The sequence below is a fragment of the Dactylosporangium sp. NPDC050688 genome (assembly GCF_040654515.1).
GTDB lineage: Bacteria > Actinomycetota > Actinomycetes > Mycobacteriales > Micromonosporaceae > Dactylosporangium.
Genome location: NZ_JBFAIC010000011.1, coordinates 45533 through 63822 on the forward strand (window position 1 = coordinate 45533; position 18290 = coordinate 63822).

Genomic DNA, 18290 nt, shown 5'->3' on the forward strand with positions numbered 1-18290 from the left:
CGCTCGCCGTCGCCGCGCCGCGGCTGCGGTGACCGGCCCCGCGCCCGCCGTGGCCACGCGGTGGCTGCGGTGACCGGCCCCGCGTTCGCCAGCGCCGCGCGGTGGCCGCGTCAGCCGGCGGTGGCCCGCCCCTCGGCGAAGAACGCCGCCACCGCCGCCGCGTCCCCGAGCTCGCGCAACGGCCGTGCGGCCCCGAACGACACGTTCCAGAAGTCACCCGAGCGCGGCGTCCAGGGCCCCACGTACGCGTAGGGCTCGGGCACCGCCGAGTCGCCCGTGGACACCCCGTAGTTCACCTCGCCGAGGGAGATCCCGACGTCGAAGTGCTCCGGCCACAGCACCGGCGTCTGGTCCGGGGCGAACCGGCGCAGCGCCGCGTCGCCGACCGCGAGGGCGCCCAGGACGGTGCCGGCGTCGGTGGTCACGACCGGGTCGCCCGCCGCCGCGCCCGAGCCGTCCTTGTAGAGGCCCTCCGGCGCGCCGGCGTCCAGCCCGGCGGCCGCCGCCAGCTCGGCGAAGGTCTGCCCCGCGTACGGGATGCGGCGCCCGTCGACGACGAGGGCGTCGGCCTCGGCCTGCACCTCGGGCGCGGCGACGGTGGCGAAACCGGCCGGCGTGACCCGGAGCCGGATGGTGCCGCTGCGCCGGTACTGCGGCCCCGCGAGCAGCAGCTCAGCCAGGCCGTGCCAGGAGTTCGAGGAAGAAGTCGTCACCGCTCCATCATGCCCGCCGCGTTGGCCCAGCAGACCGCGCGCAGCCATTCCTCGCCGAGGCCGAGGCGCTGCAGGGAGTCCAGCTGGTGCGCGTACGGATGGGGGATGTTGGGGTAGTCGCTGCCGAGCAGCACGCGGCCCGCCAGGCCGAGCTCCTTCACCCGGGGCAGGAGGGCCGGCGGGAAACCCGGGAAGAAGGTGGTGAAGACCATCGTCGTGTCGAGCCTGACGTTCGGGTACCGGTCGGCGAGGTCGAGGAAGCCCTCGTACTCGGGGGCGCCGAAGTGCGCGATGACCGCGACCAGCGCCGGGTGGCGGCGCAGCACCTCGCCGAACGGCCCCGGGCCGGTGTACCCGTTGGCGACCGGGCCGGAGCCGGCGTGCACGACGACCGGGGTGCCCGTCTCGGCGAGCCGGCCCCAGACGGGCTCCAGCAGCGGGTCGTTCGGGTCGTAGGCGCCGACCTGCAGGTGCACCTTGAAGATGCGGGCGCCGGCGGCGAGGGCGGCGTCCACAATGTCCAGGACCCCGGGCTCGGGGAAGAACGTGGCGCTCGGCACGCACTCCGGCGTCCGGGCCGCGAAGCCGAGGGTCCACGCGTTCAGGTCGGCGGCCATGGCGGGGCGGTGTGCGTACGCGAGCGCGGTGAACCGCCGCACGCCCATGGCCCGCAGGTGCCCGGCCCGCTCCTCGTCGGAGCCCCGGTAGCGGATCGGCCAGGGCCGCCCGACCAGCGGCCCACCGGCGTCGAAGTGCGCCCACACCTTGCGCAGCATCCGCTCCGGCAGGAAGTGGGTGTGCACGTCGAACAGGCCGGGCAGGCCCAGCGCCTGCCAGAACGCGGGAACCTCGGTGTCGTCGTTCACAACGATATGTTGAACCGCTCCAGCAGGACCGGCGCGACCAGCAGGGCACCGGCGAAGATGGCGACGGTGGTGAACACGATGCGCAGCACGACCGTCTCGGTCTTGTCGCCCGCGGTCAGGGCCATCGAGTCCGGCAGGCCGATGTTGCGCCACAGCCGGCGGCCGGTCGGGATCGGCCAGAAGATGGGGCAGCCGTGCCGGGTGATCATGTCGCCGGCGAGATGGATGAGGCCGCCCACGCCGACCGCCATGCCGAGCAGCGGGTAGCCGCGGTCGCCGGGGAGCCGCTCGTACACCAGGTATGCGGCCGCACCGGCGGCGAAGGTGACGATGACCCAGCCGGCCCGCTCCGCCCACCGCTCGAACAGCCCGCGCAGCGCCATCGCGAACGCGAAGAACAGCACGCCCATGACGGCCCACTTGCCGTACGCGTTGCACAGCGCCAGCGTGCCGTACCCGACACCGACGTTGAAGATGATGGTGTGCGTCAGCGTGCGGTGCCCGTTGCGCCGGTGCGGGTCGCGCTTGAGGCGGGTGAGCTTGTACACGCCGAGGGAGAACTTCTCGACCACCTCGGCCAGGAAGAGGGTGAGCACCCCGAACGTCCGCGCCACCGTCGCGCCGCCCTGCCGGGTCGTGACCCGCCCGGACAGGTCCAGGTCCGGCAGCAGCGCGCCGCCGGCGCAGATCGCCGTGCCGACGGCCAGCTGCAGCGGCGTCTGGTGGAAGTCGGCGAGCTGGTCCAGCGCGAGCGAGCCGGCCAACCACACGGCCGCTCCGGAAAGCGCATGCGAGGAGCCCATCATGATCGGGACTATCCCATGCGGGCTTCCGTTCGTACATAGGAGCTACAGGCGTGAATGGGTGCCGGCGACGTCGAGGGTGCTCGCCGTCATCGATGCCGGTGCGTCGGAGGCCAGGTAGACCGCGGCGAAGGCCACATCTTCCACCCGCTCCGCCGCGGGTGTCCAGGACACGACATTCGCCCGTACGCCCGCCTCCGCGTACTCCCGCGCGACGTGCTGCGTGAGCGCGGTCACACCGCCGCCGACGGCGCTCGTCGCCGCGTCCGTGCCGAACGGCGCGACGGTCACCACCGCGCCGGCCCGTGCCTCGGCCATCCGCGGCACGAACGCCTGCAACGCCTCGAACGTGGCCGTCAGCCCGGTGTCGATCCGCCCGCGGAAGTCGAGGCCGGCACTGGTCGTACACGGCAGAACGAACAACAGATCGGGAGGACCGACCTCGTCGAGGACCCCGGCGTGGACCGACGCCGGATCCACGCCGCCGGACACCACACCGATCGCGTCGGCACCCACCCACCGCAGCTCGTCGACCAGGTCCTGCAGCTCGCTCTCGTCGTCGCCGATGACCGCGATCCTGGCGCCGCGGGCGGCGAGCAGCCGGCACACCGCGGCGCCGACCCCGTCGGCGCCGCCGAGCACCACCGCGACCCGGCCCTTGAGCTCGGTTCGGTACATGCCATCCAGCCTCTCGTCATCGGCGGGGCGCCGCGCCCGCGGCGACGCCCCGTTGGGTTGCCTCAGCTCCAGCCCTCGGCGGCCCGGTGCCGCCGCCCTGTCGGGTTGCTTCAGCTCCAGCCCTGGCGGTCCGACGCCGCTGCCCACGGTCCGTGGCCGGGCCCGTGGCCCCAGTGCCGGCGTGCCCACGGCGGGCCCCCTGCCGCCGCCCACCGCCGCCAGCGCGCGTGCCGGAAGACGCTGAGAACCAGGAAGAACAGCGGGATCGCCGGCCAGAAGAAGTGCGCGCCGGACAGCGCCCACAACCCGGTCAGCACCACCGCGACCACGGCGACGAACGCGCCGTGCCGGGCCAGGTGCCGCCGGCCCTGCCGCAGGAACTCCGCCTGCGTCTCCGGCAGCTCGAACAGCCCACGCCGCCCCCCGTCGGGCAGGTCGGCGGTCAGCGGCGACAGCTCGTCACGGAACTTCGCCGCGTACACCTGGGCGAGGCGCTCCTCGCCCTCCTCCAGCGTCAGCCGCCCCTCGGTCATCCCGGCCCGCAGCATGTTGGCGTACTGCTCGCGCTCCTTGTCGGATGCTCGTACCCGTTCGCCGGCCATCTCGGCCCCCTTCCATGTTGTTCCCCAGCCTGACGGCCGCCGGCGCCGCGCGCGTCGCACCCGTGTCGTGTCGTCGTGTACCGCTCGGGTCGCACGCCGGCGTCGCGTGTACGCCCCAGGGAGTACGGACCCGCGCGACCTGAAGGCGACGTCGCAGCTTCTGGCCCTGCACTACCTTGGCGGTGTGAGACGACGACCGCCCTGGACCCGGGACCTGCGCGAGGCGCGCGAGGCCCGGCGTTCCGCGCGGCTCGCGCACCGCATGGAGTCCATCCAGCGACACGAGAGCAGGCGGTGGCGCGGCCCGCACCCCGCCGGGATCGTCATCGTCATGGCCCTGGTGCAGGTGCTGGGCACCCGCGCCGCCGCCTACGGCACGACGGGCGCGGAGGTCCTGGACCGCACCGGCTACCTGCTGCTGCTCGCCGGGCCGCTCGCCCTGCTGGTGCGCGAGCGGTGGCCGCTGGTCGCCCTGGTCGGCGCGCTGGTGCCGACCGCCGCCTACTTCAGCCTCGGCTATCCCGACGGCCCGGGGTTCGTCGCCGCCATCGTCGCCATGTTCACCGCCCTGGCCTCGGGCCACCGCTGGCTTACCTGGACTGCCGTGGCCGCCGCCTTCAGTGTGTTCGCGGTGCTGGTACGCGGCGACGAATCGGCCTCACGGGTGGCCCTCATCGGGGTGTGGTGCCTCGTCATCGCGGGGTTCGGTGAGGCGGCCCGGGTCCGTGCGCTGCGCTACTCGCAACTGGCCCGCGACTGGTCCACGCAGCAGGCGCTGGCCCGCGCCGAGGAGGAGAAGGCCCGGGTCGAGCAGGAGCGCCGGCAGGCCAGCGACGAGCGGCTGCTCATCGCCCGGGAGCTGCACGACGTCATCGGCCACCACCTGTCCCTCATCAACGTGCAGGCCGGGGTCGGTCTGCACCTCATGGACGAGCAGCCGGAGCAGGCCAGGGTCGCGCTCACCGCGATCAAGCACGCCAGCGCCGAGGCGCTGCGCGAGACCCGCTCCGTGCTCGCCGGCCTCAACCCGGGCGAGGCGGCACCCCGGACCCCCACGCCGGGCCTGCGCGACCTGGACCGGCTCGTCGAGGAGGCCCGCGCCGTCGGCCTGCCCGTCACCGTCGACACGCGCGGCGCGCCCCGTCCGCTGCCGCCGCAGGTCGACCGGGCCGCGTTCCGCATCGTGCAGGAGGCCCTCACCAACGTCCGCCGCCACGCCGGCCCGGGCGCGGCCGCCACCATCGTCGTCGGCTACGCGCCGGGCGAGCTCACCATCGACGTCACCGACGACGGCCGTGCCACCGGCGCCGACGACGTCCGCGGCACCGCGGGCCCGGCGGGGTCCGGCGGCGGCACTGCCGGCGATCCGGTCGATGGCCGCGCCGCCGGTACGACCACAGCAGGCGCCGCGACCCATCCGCCTGCCACGGTGGCCGACCTGGGCGTGGTGATGGCCGCCCGGGCCGGTGCCACTGACGTCGGTGTGGGTTTCGTCGACGGGAGTGCCGGTGAGCGCGGCTCCGCCGTCGACGTGCCCGGTGCCGGCGGGCGCGGCTCCGCCATCGACGTGCCCGGCGCCGGCGGGCGCGGCTCCGCCATCGACGTGCCCGGCGCCGGCGGGGCCGGCTCGCCTGAGTCCGCCGGCAGCGGCACGGCGCAGGCGGGTGCCGGCGGACGCCACGTCGACGCCGCACCGGCGCAGGCGCGGGGCGGGGGCAACGGGATCGCCGGGATGAGGCACCGGGCGGCCACGTTCGGCGGTGTGGTCGAGGCGGGGCCGCGGCCCGGCGGTGGTTTCCAGGTGCGGGCCAGGATCCCCCTCAGCGAGGAGCGCCCGTGACCCCGCACCGCGGCGATGCCACCACGAGGCGGGCGGGGGTGCTCGGGGTCGTGGTGCGGTCATGAGAAGGCGCCGGGGCGAGGGCGGCAGCGGCCGGCACAAGGCCGGTCCCCGCCCGGTGCGCGGCAGCGGCGGGTCTCAGGAGCGGGAGGAGCGAGGGTGATCAAGGTCCTGCTGGCCGATGACCAGGCGCTGGTGCGGGCCGGGTTCCGGGCGCTGCTCGACGCGCAGGCCGACCTGGAGGTGGTCGGGGAGGCCGCGGACGGGGCGGAGGCGGTGCGGCTGGCGGTGCAGACACTGCCCGACGTGGTGCTGATGGACATCCGGATGCCGGTGCTCGACGGGCTCGAGGCGACGCGGCGGATCGTCGCCGACGGGCGGCTGGCGGCGGTGAAGATCGTGATTCTGACGACGTTCGACCTGGATGAGTACGTGTTCGAGTCGTTGCGGGTCGGGGCGAGCGGGTTCCTGGTGAAGGACACCGAGCCGGTGGACCTGCTGCGGGGGGTGCGGGCGGTCGCGGGTGGGGACGCGCTGTTGTCGCCGGGGGTGACGCGGCGGTTGATCGAGGAGTTCGCGAGCCGGTCGCGGGCGCCGCTGGCGCCGATGTCGCTGGCGGTGCTGACCGACCGGGAGCGGGAGGTGATGGCCCTGGTCGGGGCGGGACTGTCCAATGAGGACATCGCGACGAAGCTGTTCGTCAGCCCGGCCACGGCGAAGACACACGTCAGCCGGGCCATGATCAAGCTGGGGGCGCGGGACCGGGCGCAACTGGTGGTGTTCGCGTACGAGGCCGGCCTGGTCAGACCCGGCTGGCTGGGCTGACCGCCGCGAAGAAGCCGACCCCCGTCGCGGTCGTGTCCGGCTCACTTGTGATCTTGCCCGGTTGATCGAAGGCCCGCAGTGGTCATCCGAGTGGCCGGATCCGTCCGTCGATCATGAGTGGTGGTGGGAGATCGAGGTCCGGATGCAGGCGGCAAAGCGGTCAGCGAGTGCCCGGTCCTCACCTCTTCCGGCCCGGCCCCCACCTCTCCCTCCCTTTGATCAACGGTCTCGCCTGCTCCTTTATCAACGGACGGATCCGGCTGTTCACGGCAGTTTCGAGGGGTGTCTGCCGCGCCGGCCGACGCCGAGCGCGCCGACGGGCACAGCCACGGGCCGCCTTGGATCATGCGACCGTTGATCGAAGGCCCGCAGTGGTCGCTCGGATGGCCGGGACGCGACTTGGATCATCACGGTGGTCCGGCCGGTGGTCCGGCCGGTGGGACGGCCGGTGGTCCGGCTTGCGGGACGGCGGCCGCCGCGCCGCGCAGCGCAGGCGGCGCCGGGCGGGTCAGATGCCGTTGCGGGCGATCACCTGCTGATACCAGTCGGCGCTGGCCTTGCGGCGGCGTTGCTGGGTCGCGTAGTCGACGTGGATGATGCCCCAGCGCTGGGTGTATCCCTCGGCCCACTCGAAGTTGTCCAGCAGCGACCACACGTGGTAGCCCTCCAGCCGGACGCCTTCGCTGATCGCCTGGTGGGCGGCGGTGAGGTGGTCGCGCAGCAGGACGATGCGGTCCTGGTCGTCGGTCTCCTGCACCGACGGCATGCCGTTCTCGGTGATGGTGAGCGGGATGTCGCCGTAGTCGCGCTTGATGCGGGTGAGCAGGTCGTACAGGCCCTGCGGGTACACCTCCTGCCAGCTGGCCTGCGTCGTAGGGTGTTTCTGGACCCGGCCGCCCTTCGCCGTCACGTGGGCGGGGTTGTAGTACTGCACGCCCAGCAGGTCGCTCTTCGAGCCGATGACCGCCAGGTCGCCTTCGCGGATGGCGGTGCGGACCGGGGCGTCGGCGGGCTGGGCGGCGAGCCAGTCGTCCGGGTACCGGCTCAGCAGCACCGGGTCGAGCCAGCGCCGGTTCTCCTCGGCGTCGGCGAGGACGGCCTGGCGGCGGGCCGCCTCGGAGTCGTCGGCCGGGTAGACGGGGGACAGGTTGAGTGCGGCACCGATGCGGCCCTTGCGGCCGGTCGCCCGGAACGCCTGGACCGCGAGGCCGTGGCCGAGCAGCAGGTGGTGGCCGGCGACGTTGGCGATGCGGCGGTCGCGCACCCCGGGGGCGTGGATGCCGGCGGTGTAGCCGACCTCGACGACGGTCTTCGGCTCGTTGAGCGTCAGCCAGGACTGCACCTTGTCGCCGAGGGAGTAGCAGACGGTGCTGGCGTAGTCGGCGAACCACTTCGCGCAGTCGCGCTGCTGCCAGCCGCCGGCCTGCTGCAGCGCCTGCGGGGTGTCCCAGTGGAAGAGGGTGACCAGCGGGGTGATGCCGCGGGCCAGGAGGCCGTCGACGAGGCGGTGGTAGAAGTCCAGGCCCTTGGCGTTGACGGTGCCGCGGCCGGTCGGCAGCACCCGCGACCACGAGATCGAGAAGCGGTAGCTCTTCAGGCCCAGTTCGCGCATGAGGTCGAGGTCCTCGTAGCTGCGGTGGTAGTGGTCGGCGGCCACGTCGCCGGTGCCGCCGTCCCTGGTGCGACCCGGCTCGTGGCTGAAGACGTCCCACACCGACGGGCCGCGGCCGTCCGCCGTCGCGCCGCCCTCCACCTGGTACGCCGACGTCGACGCCCCCCACACGAACCCCTTCGGGAACGTCAGGCCCGCGGGTGCGACCGGTGCGGCGGGCGCGCTGGAGGCCTGCTGCCGCGGCGTGCCGTCAGGGCCGCAGCCGGCGGTCACGGCACCGGCGGTGGCCAGGGTGAGCACGTGACGCCGTCGCATGCGGCAAACGTAGCTCCCCCGCGCACCCGGCCACGACAGGAGAAGCCGTCCCGGGACGGGAGCCCGGGACGGCCGGAGACCGGCGGAGCGTCAGTCGGCGAGCGCCACGAGGCCCTGCGCCCAGCGGAAGTACTTGTTGGTGCCCAGGTCGCGCACGGTCTTGATGCCGAACGCGGCGAGCAGCTTCTCGGCGTCGGCCTCGGTCACGCCGGCGATCGCGGTGACGGGGGCGTCGGCGAGCTCCTGGGCGCTCTTGCCTTCCCACTCCTTGACGAGCTTCTTCTCCAGACCAAGCATGTGTGACGGCTCCTTCGATCGAGGTCCACGAAAACGGTGTGAGAAACCGGAGGAAGGCTACCTGGCCGTCTCGCTTGCCACACCAGCCGTGCCACGGAGATGATCGGTTGATGACCAGCCAATGGGGGCTGACGGTGCCGCTCGCCGGTGTGCCGTTGCCCGAGCACGCGGCGTTGCTCCAGGTGTTGCCCGATCTGGGGTACACCGACGTCTGGTCCTCGGAGGTGGCCGGCACGGACGCGTTCACGCCGCTGGCCCTGGCCTCGGTGTGGTCGCCGCGGCTGCGGCTGGGCACCGCCGTCGTGCCGGTCTTCACCCGTGGTCCGGCGCTGATCGCGATGCAGGCCGCCACGCTCGCGGAGACCGCGCCGGGGCGGGTCGCGCTCGGCATCGGCGCGTCGTCGCCGGTCGTCGTCGGCGACTGGAACGCGGTGCCGTTCGAGCGGCCGTTCGAGCGCAGCCGCGATGTGCTGCGCTTCCTGCGCGCCGCGCTCGCCGGCGAGCTGGTCGACGGGGCGTTCGACACGTTCCAGGTCAGGCGCTTCAAGTTGGAGCGGCCGCCGTCGGTACCGCCGAAGCTGCTGCTCGCGGCCCTGCGGGCGAAGATGCTGCGGCTGGCCGCGGCCGAGGCAGACGGCGTGGTGCTCAACTGGCTGTCGGTCGAGGACGTCGCGACGGTCCGCCGGGAGCTGGCCGGCGCCGGCGACGGGTTCGAGGTCGCCGCCCGGATCTTCGTCTGCCCGACCGAGGACGTGGCGGTAGCGCGGGAGACGGCGCGCAGGCTCATCGCCGCGTACCTGACCGTGCCCGCGTATGCGGCGTTCCACCGCTGGCTCGGCCGCGGCGAGGCGCTCAAGGCGATGTGGGACGCGTGGGCGGCCCGCGACCGCAAGGCGGCGCTCGCCGCGATCCCCGACGAGGTCGTCGACGCGCTGATCGTGCACGGCAGCCCGCAGCGGTGCCGGGAGCACGTGCGGCGCTACGCCGACGCCGGGGTCACCACCCCGGTGATGGCGCTGCTGCCGACCCCGGAGCTCACCGCAGGCGGCCCGCAGGTGCTGCTGGACACGCTGCGGGCGTTGGGAGCGCGGTAATGGACCTCGCCGGGAAGGTCGTCGTCATCACCGGTGCGGCCGGCGGCATCGGTGCCGCCATGGCCCGCCGGTTTGCCGCGGAGGGCGCCGCCACCCTCGTCCTCGCCGACCTCGACGGCGACGCCGCCGCGGCCCTGGCCGAGGGCATCACCAAGGCCGGGACCGCCACCGAGGCCAGGGCGGTGGCCGTCGACGTCACGGACGAGAACCAGGTGGCCGAGCTCGTCGCGGAGACCGAGGATCGGGCCGGCCGCATTGACCTGTTCTGCGCCAATGCCGGCATCCTCACCGGGGCCGGGCTGGAGGCGTCCGCGGAGACCTGGTCAAGGACCTGGGCGGTCAACGTCCAGTCGCACGTCTCCTCGGCCCGCGCGGTGCTGCCCGGCATGCTGGAGCGCGGCGAGGGGTACCTGCTGCACACCTGCTCCGCCGCCGGCCTGCTCACCGCCGTCGGCGACGCGCCCTACGCGGTGACCAAGCACGCGGCCGTGGCGTTCGCGGAGTGGCTGTCCATCATGTACGGCGCGCGGGGCATCAAGGTCAGCGCGCTGTGCCCGCAGGGCGTGGACACCCCGATGCTGCAGGACGGGCTCGCCGCCGGGCACATCGGCGCGAAGGTCACCGCGGCCGGGGGAGTGGTGCTGTCGGCGGAGTCGGTCGCCGGGTCCGTCGTGGAGGGGCTCGCCGCGGAGCGGTTCCTGATCCTGCCGCACCCCGAGGTCCAGAAGTACTACCTGCACCGGGCGAGTGACACCGACCGGTGGCTGGCCGGCATGCGGGGCCTGGCCGCCCGCCTGGAGTCCTGAGCCCGGCATGAGACGGCCGGACGTGCTCAGTGAGGCGCTCGACGTGGTCGGCCCGTTCGTCCGGCAGCACACGGGCCGCACCCTCATCGGCATCTGCGGCCCACCGGCGGCGGGCAAGTCGACGCTGTCCACGGCCCTCGCGGCGGCCCTGGACGGCAGCGTGGCCGTGCCGATGGACGGCTTCCATCTGTCCAACGTGGAGCTGGACCGGCTCGGCCTCGCGGACCGCAAGGGCGCGCCGGAGACGTTCGACGCGGCGGGGTTCGTCCACCTGCTGCGGCGGCTGCGCGCGGCGGACCACCTCGTGTACGCGCCGAGCTACAGCCGCACCCTGCACGAGTCGATCGGCGGTGTGATCCCCGTGCCGGTCACCACCCGGGTGATCGTCGTCGAGGGCAACTACCTCCTGCTGGACGAGGGGCCGTGGGCCGAGGTGCGGCAGCTGCTGGACCTGGTGCTGTACCTCGACGCCCCCGACGACCTGCGGCAGGACTCCCTGGTGCGCCGGCAGCTGGCGAAGGGGCTCGGCCTGCACGACGCCCACGACTGGGTGGAGCGCAGCGACGAGCGCAACGCGGCGGTCATCGCCGGCACCCGGGACCGCGCGGACCTCATCCTGACCAGAAGCTGACGCTCGCGATGTCCAACTGACGGGCTACTTCCAGAACAGGGGGCGGGGGTCGAGCGTCCAGCGCAGCCGGCGCCAGAAGCTCCGCCTGGCCCGCAGCTCATCGACGTACGCGACGGCCTGCACTGCCGCCCGGGTGGCCTGCTCCTCGCCCGGGCCGCCGAAGCCACCCGGGCCGCCGAAGCCACCCGGGCCGCCGAAGCCACCCGGGCCGCCGAAGCCACCCGGGCCGCCGAAGCCGCCTGAGCCGCCGGGCAGGCCGCGGGCCGGCTGCGGGCCGGCGAACGCGACCGCGTTGACCAGGGCGGCGACGTCGTCGACCGGCGGCGTCGCGGAGCGGATCGTAGCCACGCCGCGGGGTTTCGAATGGGCGCGGCCGGTGGCGGCGGTCGCCGCGTAGCGCGCCACCTCCGACGCCGTCAGGTGCGGCGGGGCAGGCCGCCCCGCGAGGCGCAGCCCGGTGAGCACCTCCGCCCAGGCCGCCTCGATGCGCTGCGCCGGGGTCCCCCGGGTGAGCCGGCGGCGCCTGCGGGTGCGTTTCGCCAGCGGTACCACCGCTGCGAACGCCAACAAGGCAAGCAGGAGCGAACCGCCGCCGATCGCGACCATGACCCCGGCGCCGGAGTCCTTGCCCGACCCGTCGCCGGTCGGGGCCACCGTGGGCTTCGCCGACGGCGACGCGGCCGAGCCCGACGGCGCCGGCACGGTCTCCGGCGGCGGCTGCGACGCGGGCGGCTTGGGCCGGAAGTCGTCCTCGGTCGGGCGCTGCACCGTGTCGGCCTTCGGCATCGGGTCGAACGGCTCCCACACGCCGTTGAACAGCACCTCCGGCCAGGCGACGGCGTCACCGCCGCGGACCTCGTTGCGCCCGGCGGCGACCCGGAACCCGACGGCCAGCCGGGTCGGCAGGCCCATGAGCCGGGCGAGGACCGCGAACGCCGCCGCGAACTGCTCCGACGTGCCCTTCTGCCCGCCGGCCTGTTTGGGGCCGAACAGGAAGTACTCGACGTTGGGGTAGGCGTGCCCGCTGGGAGCGTCGCCGACGACCTTGTAGTGCTCCGACAGCCAGCCGGCGATCGCGAACGCCTTCTGGTACGGCGACGACACGCCCTCCCCGAGGTGCTGCGCCAGCTGCGCGATCGAGTCGGGCACCTTGCCGGGCAGCGCCAGGTGCCGGGCCACGGCGTCGGTGTTGGGCACGTCGGCGACCTGCATCGCGTTCTCGTCGGGGCGGTGCGCCCGGGACACGACGCTGTACTGCAGCCCGGGCCGCAGCCCGTCGGACAGGATCATCGTGCCGTCGGTGGTGTCGACGGCGACCCGCACGCCGTTGACCTCCTCCGGGGTGGCGATCCCCGGCAGCAGCCGCCCGTCGAGGTCGGCGATGCGGAACACCTGCCGGACCTGCGGGTCGGTGAGCACCGGCTTCGCCGCCACGACCCGGCCGGCGTTGCGGTAGGTGGCGCCGACGCGCCAGGTGACGCCGTCGTAGTCGTTGAGCACCGCGAGGCGCACCGGCGGCGGCGCGTCGGTGCCGGTCACCTCGACGTCGAACAGGTGCTGGTCGTGGTTGAGCGCCCAGCCCGACAGCCGCACCAGCGGGCTCTCGTCGAGCGAGTCGAGCTGCGGCGGGGTCACCATGTTGCGCGGCTCGGCCGGGCTGGTGCCGACCTTGGCCGCGACGCTCGGGCCGAGCAGCTGCGACAGCGCGACGATCGCGGCCAGACCGGCGGCGGCGCCGGCACCGACCCGCAGCCGCAGGGTGCGCCGTTGGTCGGCGCTGAGCCGCTGGTCGGCCTCCGCCGGCGGCGGCCGGTTGGACACGATCAGCCCGAGCGCGGCGAAGCCCGCGAACGCGAGCGGCACCCAGCTCGCGGCCGTGCCGTTGGGGCCGACGAGGTACAGCGCGCCGCCGAACAGCACCGTCGGCGGCGCGTAGGACAGCAGCACGCGGTGGTAGCGCACGCCGAGCTCGGCGGCGGCCAGCCCGGCGAGCCAGGTGAGGATCACCGGCAGCAGCACCGTATCCGGCTGCGGCTCGATCGGGATCAGTGCCAGCAGCAGCCGGGGGACGCTGTTGCGCAGCGCCTCGCGCAGCGCGGGCAGGTCGCCGTCGACGCCGGCCGCGGCGGCGGAGACCCGCATGGCGATCATGACGATCCCGGCGAGGCCGAGGACGCTCAGCGGGGCGGCGCTCCAGCCGGGCAGGCGGCGGGCGGCGACGCTGATGCTGACGGAGCCGGCGGCGGCGCCCGCCATCAGCTGCAGCAGCAGCGGGCCGTGGTAGATCGGCGACAGGGCGAACGCGGCCATGACCAGCATGCCGAGCAGCGCCACTGCGACCAGCAGCCGCCTCACCATGTGCCGACCCCGTCCCAGGCGGCGGCGAAGTCGGCCCCGTCGGCCGCGGCGAGGACCTGTAGGCCCCCCAACGCGGTGGGCACCTCCCCGTCGGCCGTGCCGAACGCGCCGGCGACCAGCGACGGGTACGCGGCGCGCAGCGTCCCGATCCGCCCGAGGTCGGCGACGCCGCCGGGCCCGGTCAGGTAGACGAGGGTGTCGCCGGCGCGGCGGGTGCGCAGCTGCGCCACCGTCGCGTCCAGATGGTCGCTGCCGGGCGTGCCGCCGGTGCCGCCGGCGAGCGTCGCCTCGGCCAGCAGGTCCAGGTAGGTGCGGGTGTCCTTGCCTGCGGCGTGCCCGCCGCGGGCCAGCCGCAGCGTCACCGGCAGCTCCTCCCGGAACGCCGCCATCACGATCGACGCGGCCGCCTCGCACGCGGACTCGAAGTGCTCGCTGGCCTGTGCGCGGTCGGCGTCGGGGTAGGCGGCGAGGCGGTCGTCGAGCAGCACCACCAGGCGCGGCAGGCTGGTGTCGAGGTGCTCGCGGACCATCAGCTCGCCGACCCGGGCGGTCGTGCGCCAGTGCACGTGCCGCAGCTCGTCGCCGACGACGTACTCCCGCAGCGTGTCGAACGTGATGCTGCCGTGCGGGACCCGGTCGACCCGCCCGTCGAGGGAGCGCATCACGCCGGTCGGCACCGCGCTGAGGTGGTGCACCGCCGGGTACACCCACACCTTGCTGACGCCGCCGTAGCCGCGGGCCAGCGTCAGCAGCCCGAGCGGGTCGCGCCGCACGACGCGCAGCGGCCCGATGTCGACCACGCCGCGGCGGGCCGTCGGCACCGGGTAGGAGGCGGTGGTGGTGCCGCCGGCCTTCAGGCGCAGCAGCGGCACCGGCACCGCCGCTGGGCCGCACCGGTCGTGGGCGATCAGCGTCGCGCCCCGCATCCGGCTGCTGTTGCCGACGGTGAGCGTCACCGTGCTCGACTCGCCGCGCATGACCCGGTCGGGGTCGACCGCCCGCCGCACGGTCAGCCGGGGCCGCCACCACACGTACGCGAAGGCGAACAGCACCGCGGCGACGGCGGCCGTGCCGACGACGGTGAGCTGCGCATACTGGAAGCCGAAACCCACGGCGAGCAGGACCGGCGCGGCCAGGGACAGACCGGTCCCGCGGGACGTCAACCGCATCGTCGTCCCGCGCCGTCAGACCGCGACGGGCGCGGCCGTCGGCACCGGCACCGGCACCGCGTCGAGCACCTCGCGCACGACGTCGCCGGGCGCGACGCCGCGGACCTGCGCGTCGGGCGACAGCAGCAGCCGGTGCGCGAACACCGCCTCGGCCAGGGCCTTGAGGTCCTCGGGCACGACGTAGCCGCGGCCGTCGATGAGCGCGTACGCCGACGCGGCCCGGGTCAGCGCGATGACGCCGCGGGGGCTGACGCCGACGCGCACCCGCGGGTGGGCGCGGGTCGCGTTGCCCAGCCGCACCGCGTAGCCGAGCAGCGGATCCGCGATGTGCACCCGCCGGGCCAGGCGCACCAGCTGCGCGACCACCTGCGTGTCGGTGACCGGGTCGAGGGCCTCGGGGGAGCGGGTCACGGCGCCGCGCAGCACCTCGATCTCGACCGCCTCGCTCGGGTAGCCGACGGCGAGCTTCATCAGGAACCGGTCCAGCTGCGCCTCCGGCAGCCGGTAGGTGCCGTCCATCTCGATCGGGTTCTGCGTAGCGACGACGAGGAACGGCCGGGGCACCGCGTGCCGGACGCCGTCGACGGTGACGTAGCGCTCCTCCATGACCTCCAGCAGCGCCGACTGCGTCTTCGGCGAGGCCCGGTTGATCTCGTCGGCGATGACGATGTTGGCGAACACGGGCCCCGGGTGGAACTCGAAGCCGCGGGTCGCCTGGTTGAAGATGGTGACCCCGGTGACGTCGGACGGCAGCAGGTCGGGCGTGAACTGGATGCGCCGCCACTGTCCCTGCACGCTGGCCGCCATGGCTCGCGCCAGCGTCGTCTTGCCGACCCCGGGCACGTCCTCGAGCAGGACGTGCCCCTCGGCGAGCAGCGCCGTCATGGTCAGCCGGATCACCTGCTGCTTGCCCAGCACGATCGAGTCGATGTTGCGGGCGAGCCGGCCGACCAGATCCGCCGCCGCCGCGATCTCCTCGGCGGCGGGCGGACCCTGGTCGTGCTGCGGGACGGGCGGTGCGACCGGCTGCGCGCCGGGGGGTGGTTCGGGTGTGCTCACTGTGCTCCTGCCGGACATGCGCTCAACACGGTCTCAGCGGTCCGGTGCCGTTCGGCAGGTCGAACCACGCGTACGGGATGTAGTTCTCGCCCTGGAAGTTGATCCTGATCCAGACGCTGCTCTGCTTGCCGCCCCACGGCTCGGCGTTGACGCTGGAGCCGTTGGTCCGGCAGATCGCGGTGTAGGAGTCAGGAGCGTAGACGTCGCCGACGGCCGAGCCGTTCTGCGTCGGGGTCCGGTAGACCCAGATGCCGCCGTTGGACGCGCCGCGGCCGCAGTAGCTGGTGTCGCCGCAGACCACGGTGCCGCGGTAGGCGGGCGTGGACAGCGAGCCGGTGCCGTTGGCCGTCATCCCGGCGGCGTTGGTGACCGTGACCGTGTAGTTGTAGGCCGTGTTCGGCCACAGGCCGCCCATGGTCAGCGAGCCGGCGCACGCGTTCTCCACCGCGCCGACGCCGGCCACGTCGAGCCGGCACCGCGCCGGTGCGCCGCCGCCGTCGGTCGCGGTGAACGCCACCGTGATCGACTGCAGCGCGGCCCGGCTGTTGGCCGTGTCGATCCGCATCGTGGGCGCCGCCAGGGTGTTGGCCGCGCCGCTGGCCGCGGCGCCCTCGCCGGCCCTGTTGACCGCCCGGATCTGCAGGGTGACCCGCTCGTTGTCGCCGAAGCCGCCGAACTCCTTCGACAGCCCCGTGCCCAGGTCCTGCCGCACGCCGTTGACCGTGGCCTCGTAACCCGTGATCGGCGCGCCGTTGTCCTCCGCGGCCCGCCACGCGGCCACGACCGTGCCGCGCTTCGTGGCGACCGCCCGGACCGTCAGGCCGCCGGGCGCGCCCGGCTTCGTGAACGGCACCACCGACGGGCTCAGCGGCGACTGCCCGGAGCTCGCACCGATGTCGTTGACCGCCGCGACCCGGAACGCGACCTGCGTGCCGTAGGCCAGCTCGCCGGCCGGGACCCTGAACGTCGGCTGCGCCGACTCGAAGGTCTTCGACTCGTCACCGGACACCGTCGTGATCGTGTACCGGACGATCTTGTGCCCCTGGCCGTTGGCGGCCGGCCATGTGACGGTGACCGTGCCGTCGGGGTTGGCGGTCGCCGCCACGCTCACCGGCGCGTCAGGCACCTGCGACGTCGGCGTGACCGGGTTGGCCGCCTTCTTCGGGCCGTTGCCCTTGGCGTTCACCGCGTAGACGGTGAACCGGTAGGACTGCCCGTTGGTCAGGCCGGTGATGTCGATCGCCCGCTGGCTCGCGCCGACCTCGTGCTGCTTGCCGTCGCCCTCGATCACGTACTTCGTCACCGCGCTGCCGTTGGCGGGCGCCGCGGTCCAGGTGACCCGGGCCGAGGCGTTGCCGGGCGTCGCCGTCACCCGTGGCGGCGCGCCGGGCGGGCCGACCGGTGGCTTCGCCGGCGGCGGCGGTGGCGGCACCGGCGGGGCCTCGCCGCCCACGACGTCGTTGTTGTACTTGTCGACGACCTGCACGTGGTGCTTGGAGTCCACGACCCGCGCGGTCGACCCGCCGGGCGCGTTGATGAACATGCGGTCCTCGCGGACCTCGATCTCCAGGGCCTTGCCGCCGGCCTTGATCTGGATCGCGTCGAGCGGCTTGCCGGTGGCGTCGAGCACGTAGACCGTGCCGGTCGCGTCGTCGGCGCAGTAGAACCGCCCCGACCAGGCCACGCACGGCTGCAGCTTCGGGCTCTCGCCGGGCACGGTGAAGTCGCTGACCGAGTCGCCGTTGACGACGTAGACGTGCCGGTCGTCCACGACGGTCACCGGCACGTCGCCGCCGACCGTGCGCTGCGGCATCGCGCCGTTGCCGGTCAGGTGCAGCGGCACCTTCTTCAGGGCGTCGCCGCGCAGCGTGGTGAGCGTCGTCGCGGTCTTGTCCAGCACGGCGACGCCGGTGTCCAGGATCGACAGCGCCAGGTCGTGGTTGGGGTCGGCGACACCGATGGTCTTGACCTTGGTCGGATCGGACGCGAGCCCGCCGCCCTGGCCTCCGCTCGCGCCGCCGCTGGGCTTCTTCGCCGGCGCCGGCTTGACCGCCACGACGGTGCCCTCCGACGGCACCAGCAGCCACAGCCGCCCGGTGTCGTCGAACGTGCCGCCGGAGATCCCGGGCGGGAACGTCAGGGTCTCGCCGACCGGCAGCAGCGTCGCCGGGTCGAGCTGGCGCACCTGCCCCTGCACGGTGTCGACGATGAACGCCACGTCGTCGTGCACGGCGACCGTGACGCCGAGACCGGGCGTGGCCTGCGTCGTCGCGCCGAGGGTCAGGCTGGTCAGGTCCAGCACGCTGATCTTGCCGGTGTTGAGGTCCCGCAGGATCACGAACCGGTCGCTCTGGCTCACCTGCATGGTGTGGCCCTGCGCATCGGTGATCTTCGTGCGGGTGTCGGCCTTGCCGGTGACGCCGTTGACCCGGGCGACCTCGCCCTTGTCGTTGCTCCACAGCCAGGAGCTGACGTCATAGCTGGCCACCGCGTTGTTGGCGGCGCCGGTGCCGAACAGCGTGAGGCCGAGGACGGCGATCAGGCCCACGACGGTGCCGAGCGTGACCAGTCCGCCGCCCTTGCGCGAACGAATGCTCACCATGCGGCCCCCTCCCCGAAACC

Annotated in this window: 16 protein-coding genes; 5 read left to right on the forward strand and 11 right to left on the reverse strand. The window is 74.0% G+C overall.

Going from position 1 to position 18290, the window contains the following annotated elements; all coding sequences use genetic code 11:
* Positions 1-110 precede the first annotated feature (110 nt).
* The 5 genes from AB0H83_RS13395 to AB0H83_RS13415 form a co-directional block, all read right to left on the reverse strand.
* Complete coding sequence (locus AB0H83_RS13395) at positions 111-713, reverse strand: hypothetical protein (protein ID WP_360091810.1); 603 nt, start codon at positions 711-713, stop codon at positions 111-113.
* Complete coding sequence (locus tag AB0H83_RS13400; RefSeq protein ID WP_360092221.1) at positions 710-1585, reverse strand: amidohydrolase family protein; 876 nt, start codon at positions 1583-1585, stop codon at positions 710-712. Before AB0H83_RS13400 ends, AB0H83_RS13395 begins: the two co-directional genes overlap by 4 nt.
* Positions 1576-2385, reverse strand: coding sequence for a metal-dependent hydrolase (locus tag AB0H83_RS13405; protein WP_360091813.1), 810 nt, complete (start codon positions 2383-2385; stop codon positions 1576-1578). Before AB0H83_RS13405 ends, AB0H83_RS13400 begins: the two co-directional genes overlap by 10 nt.
* 42 nt (positions 2386-2427) lie before the next feature.
* Positions 2428-3060, reverse strand: a complete 633-nt coding sequence (locus tag AB0H83_RS13410; RefSeq protein WP_360091816.1) for an SDR family NAD(P)-dependent oxidoreductase — start codon at positions 3058-3060, stop codon at positions 2428-2430.
* Positions 3061-3170: 110 nt separating this feature from the next.
* On the reverse strand, positions 3171-3662 hold the full coding sequence (locus AB0H83_RS13415) for a DUF1707 domain-containing protein (protein ID WP_360091819.1): 492 nt from the start codon (positions 3660-3662) through the stop codon (positions 3171-3173).
* A 184-nt stretch (positions 3663-3846) separates the two neighbouring features.
* Here AB0H83_RS13415 and AB0H83_RS13420 point away from each other — a divergent pair, with 184 nt between their 5' ends.
* Entirely contained in the window at positions 3847-5502 is a 1656-nt protein-coding gene (locus AB0H83_RS13420; protein ID WP_360091822.1) for a histidine kinase, read from the forward strand.
* A gap of 159 nt (positions 5503-5661) precedes the next feature.
* Positions 5662-6327: a response regulator transcription factor gene (locus AB0H83_RS13425; protein WP_360091825.1), complete on the forward strand. Its 666-nt coding sequence runs from the start codon at positions 5662-5664 to the stop codon at positions 6325-6327.
* Between the two features lie 508 nt (positions 6328-6835).
* Here AB0H83_RS13425 and AB0H83_RS13430 read toward each other — a convergent pair.
* Both AB0H83_RS13430 and AB0H83_RS13435 read right to left on the reverse strand, forming a co-directional pair.
* The gene (locus AB0H83_RS13430; RefSeq protein WP_360091828.1) at positions 6836-8254 is read right to left on the reverse strand and encodes a GH1 family beta-glucosidase; all 1419 of its coding nucleotides are present in this window, start codon (positions 8252-8254) and stop codon (positions 6836-6838) included.
* 90 nt (positions 8255-8344) lie between these two features.
* Positions 8345-8551 carry a hypothetical protein gene (locus AB0H83_RS13435; RefSeq protein WP_033363038.1) on the reverse strand — a complete coding sequence of 69 codons (207 nt, stop codon included), beginning with the start codon at positions 8549-8551 and terminating at the stop codon, positions 8345-8347.
* A gap of 110 nt (positions 8552-8661) precedes the next feature.
* Here AB0H83_RS13435 and AB0H83_RS13440 point away from each other — a divergent pair, with 110 nt between their 5' ends.
* Genes AB0H83_RS13440 through AB0H83_RS13450 form a run of 3 tightly spaced genes read left to right on the forward strand, consistent with a single transcriptional unit; the run spans position 8662 to position 11082 of the window.
* Entirely contained in the window at positions 8662-9645 is a 984-nt protein-coding gene (locus AB0H83_RS13440) for an LLM class F420-dependent oxidoreductase (protein WP_360091832.1), read from the forward strand.
* A complete protein-coding gene (locus AB0H83_RS13445) occupies positions 9645-10451 on the forward strand; it encodes an SDR family oxidoreductase (protein ID WP_360091835.1) in 807 nt (268 codons plus the stop codon). Before AB0H83_RS13440 ends, AB0H83_RS13445 begins: the two co-directional genes overlap by 1 nt.
* A 7-nt stretch (positions 10452-10458) precedes the next feature.
* On the forward strand, positions 10459-11082 hold the full coding sequence (locus tag AB0H83_RS13450) for a nucleoside/nucleotide kinase family protein (protein WP_360091838.1): 624 nt from the start codon (positions 10459-10461) through the stop codon (positions 11080-11082).
* Between the two features lie 24 nt (positions 11083-11106).
* On the opposite strand, the gene AB0H83_RS13455 is transcribed toward AB0H83_RS13450, so the two are convergent.
* From AB0H83_RS13455 to AB0H83_RS13470, 4 genes are all read right to left on the reverse strand, one after another.
* A complete protein-coding gene (locus tag AB0H83_RS13455; protein WP_360091841.1) occupies positions 11107-13440 on the reverse strand; it encodes a transglutaminaseTgpA domain-containing protein in 2334 nt (777 codons plus the stop codon).
* Entirely contained in the window at positions 13434-14609 is a 1176-nt protein-coding gene (locus AB0H83_RS13460; protein WP_360091844.1) for a DUF58 domain-containing protein, read from the reverse strand. The genes AB0H83_RS13455 and AB0H83_RS13460 overlap by 7 nt, the downstream gene beginning before the upstream one ends.
* A gap of 15 nt (positions 14610-14624) precedes the next feature.
* Entirely contained in the window at positions 14625-15581 is a 957-nt protein-coding gene (locus tag AB0H83_RS13465; RefSeq protein WP_360092224.1) for a MoxR family ATPase, read from the reverse strand.
* Positions 15582-15690: 109 nt separating this feature from the next.
* Positions 15691-18270: a fibronectin type III domain-containing protein gene (locus tag AB0H83_RS13470; RefSeq protein WP_360091847.1), complete on the reverse strand. Its 2580-nt coding sequence runs from the start codon at positions 18268-18270 to the stop codon at positions 15691-15693.
* Positions 18271-18290: the final 20 nt, after the last annotated feature.

Coding starts and splice junctions, on each gene's coding strand:
- AB0H83_RS13450 (WP_360091838.1), top strand. CDS start 10,459: ATGAGACGGCCGGACGTGCTCAGTGAGGCGCTCGACGTGGTCGGCCCG.
- AB0H83_RS13440 (WP_360091832.1), top strand. CDS start 8,662: ATGACCAGCCAATGGGGGCTGACGGTGCCGCTCGCCGGTGTGCCGTTG.
- AB0H83_RS13460 (WP_360091844.1), bottom strand. CDS start 14,609: ATGCGGTTGACGTCCCGCGGGACCGGTCTGTCCCTGGCCGCGCCGGTC.
- AB0H83_RS13405 (WP_360091813.1), bottom strand. CDS start 2,385: ATGATGGGCTCCTCGCATGCGCTTTCCGGAGCGGCCGTGTGGTTGGCC.
- AB0H83_RS13445 (WP_360091835.1), top strand. CDS start 9,645: ATGGACCTCGCCGGGAAGGTCGTCGTCATCACCGGTGCGGCCGGCGGC.
- AB0H83_RS13410 (WP_360091816.1), bottom strand. CDS start 3,060: ATGTACCGAACCGAGCTCAAGGGCCGGGTCGCGGTGGTGCTCGGCGGC.
- AB0H83_RS13430 (WP_360091828.1), bottom strand. CDS start 8,254: ATGCGACGGCGTCACGTGCTCACCCTGGCCACCGCCGGTGCCGTGACC.
- AB0H83_RS13455 (WP_360091841.1), bottom strand. CDS start 13,440: ATGGTGAGGCGGCTGCTGGTCGCAGTGGCGCTGCTCGGCATGCTGGTC.
- AB0H83_RS13470 (WP_360091847.1), bottom strand. CDS start 18,270: ATGGTGAGCATTCGTTCGCGCAAGGGCGGCGGACTGGTCACGCTCGGC.
- AB0H83_RS13435 (WP_033363038.1), bottom strand. CDS start 8,551: ATGCTTGGTCTGGAGAAGAAGCTCGTCAAGGAGTGGGAAGGCAAGAGC.
- AB0H83_RS13415 (WP_360091819.1), bottom strand. CDS start 3,662: ATGGCCGGCGAACGGGTACGAGCATCCGACAAGGAGCGCGAGCAGTAC.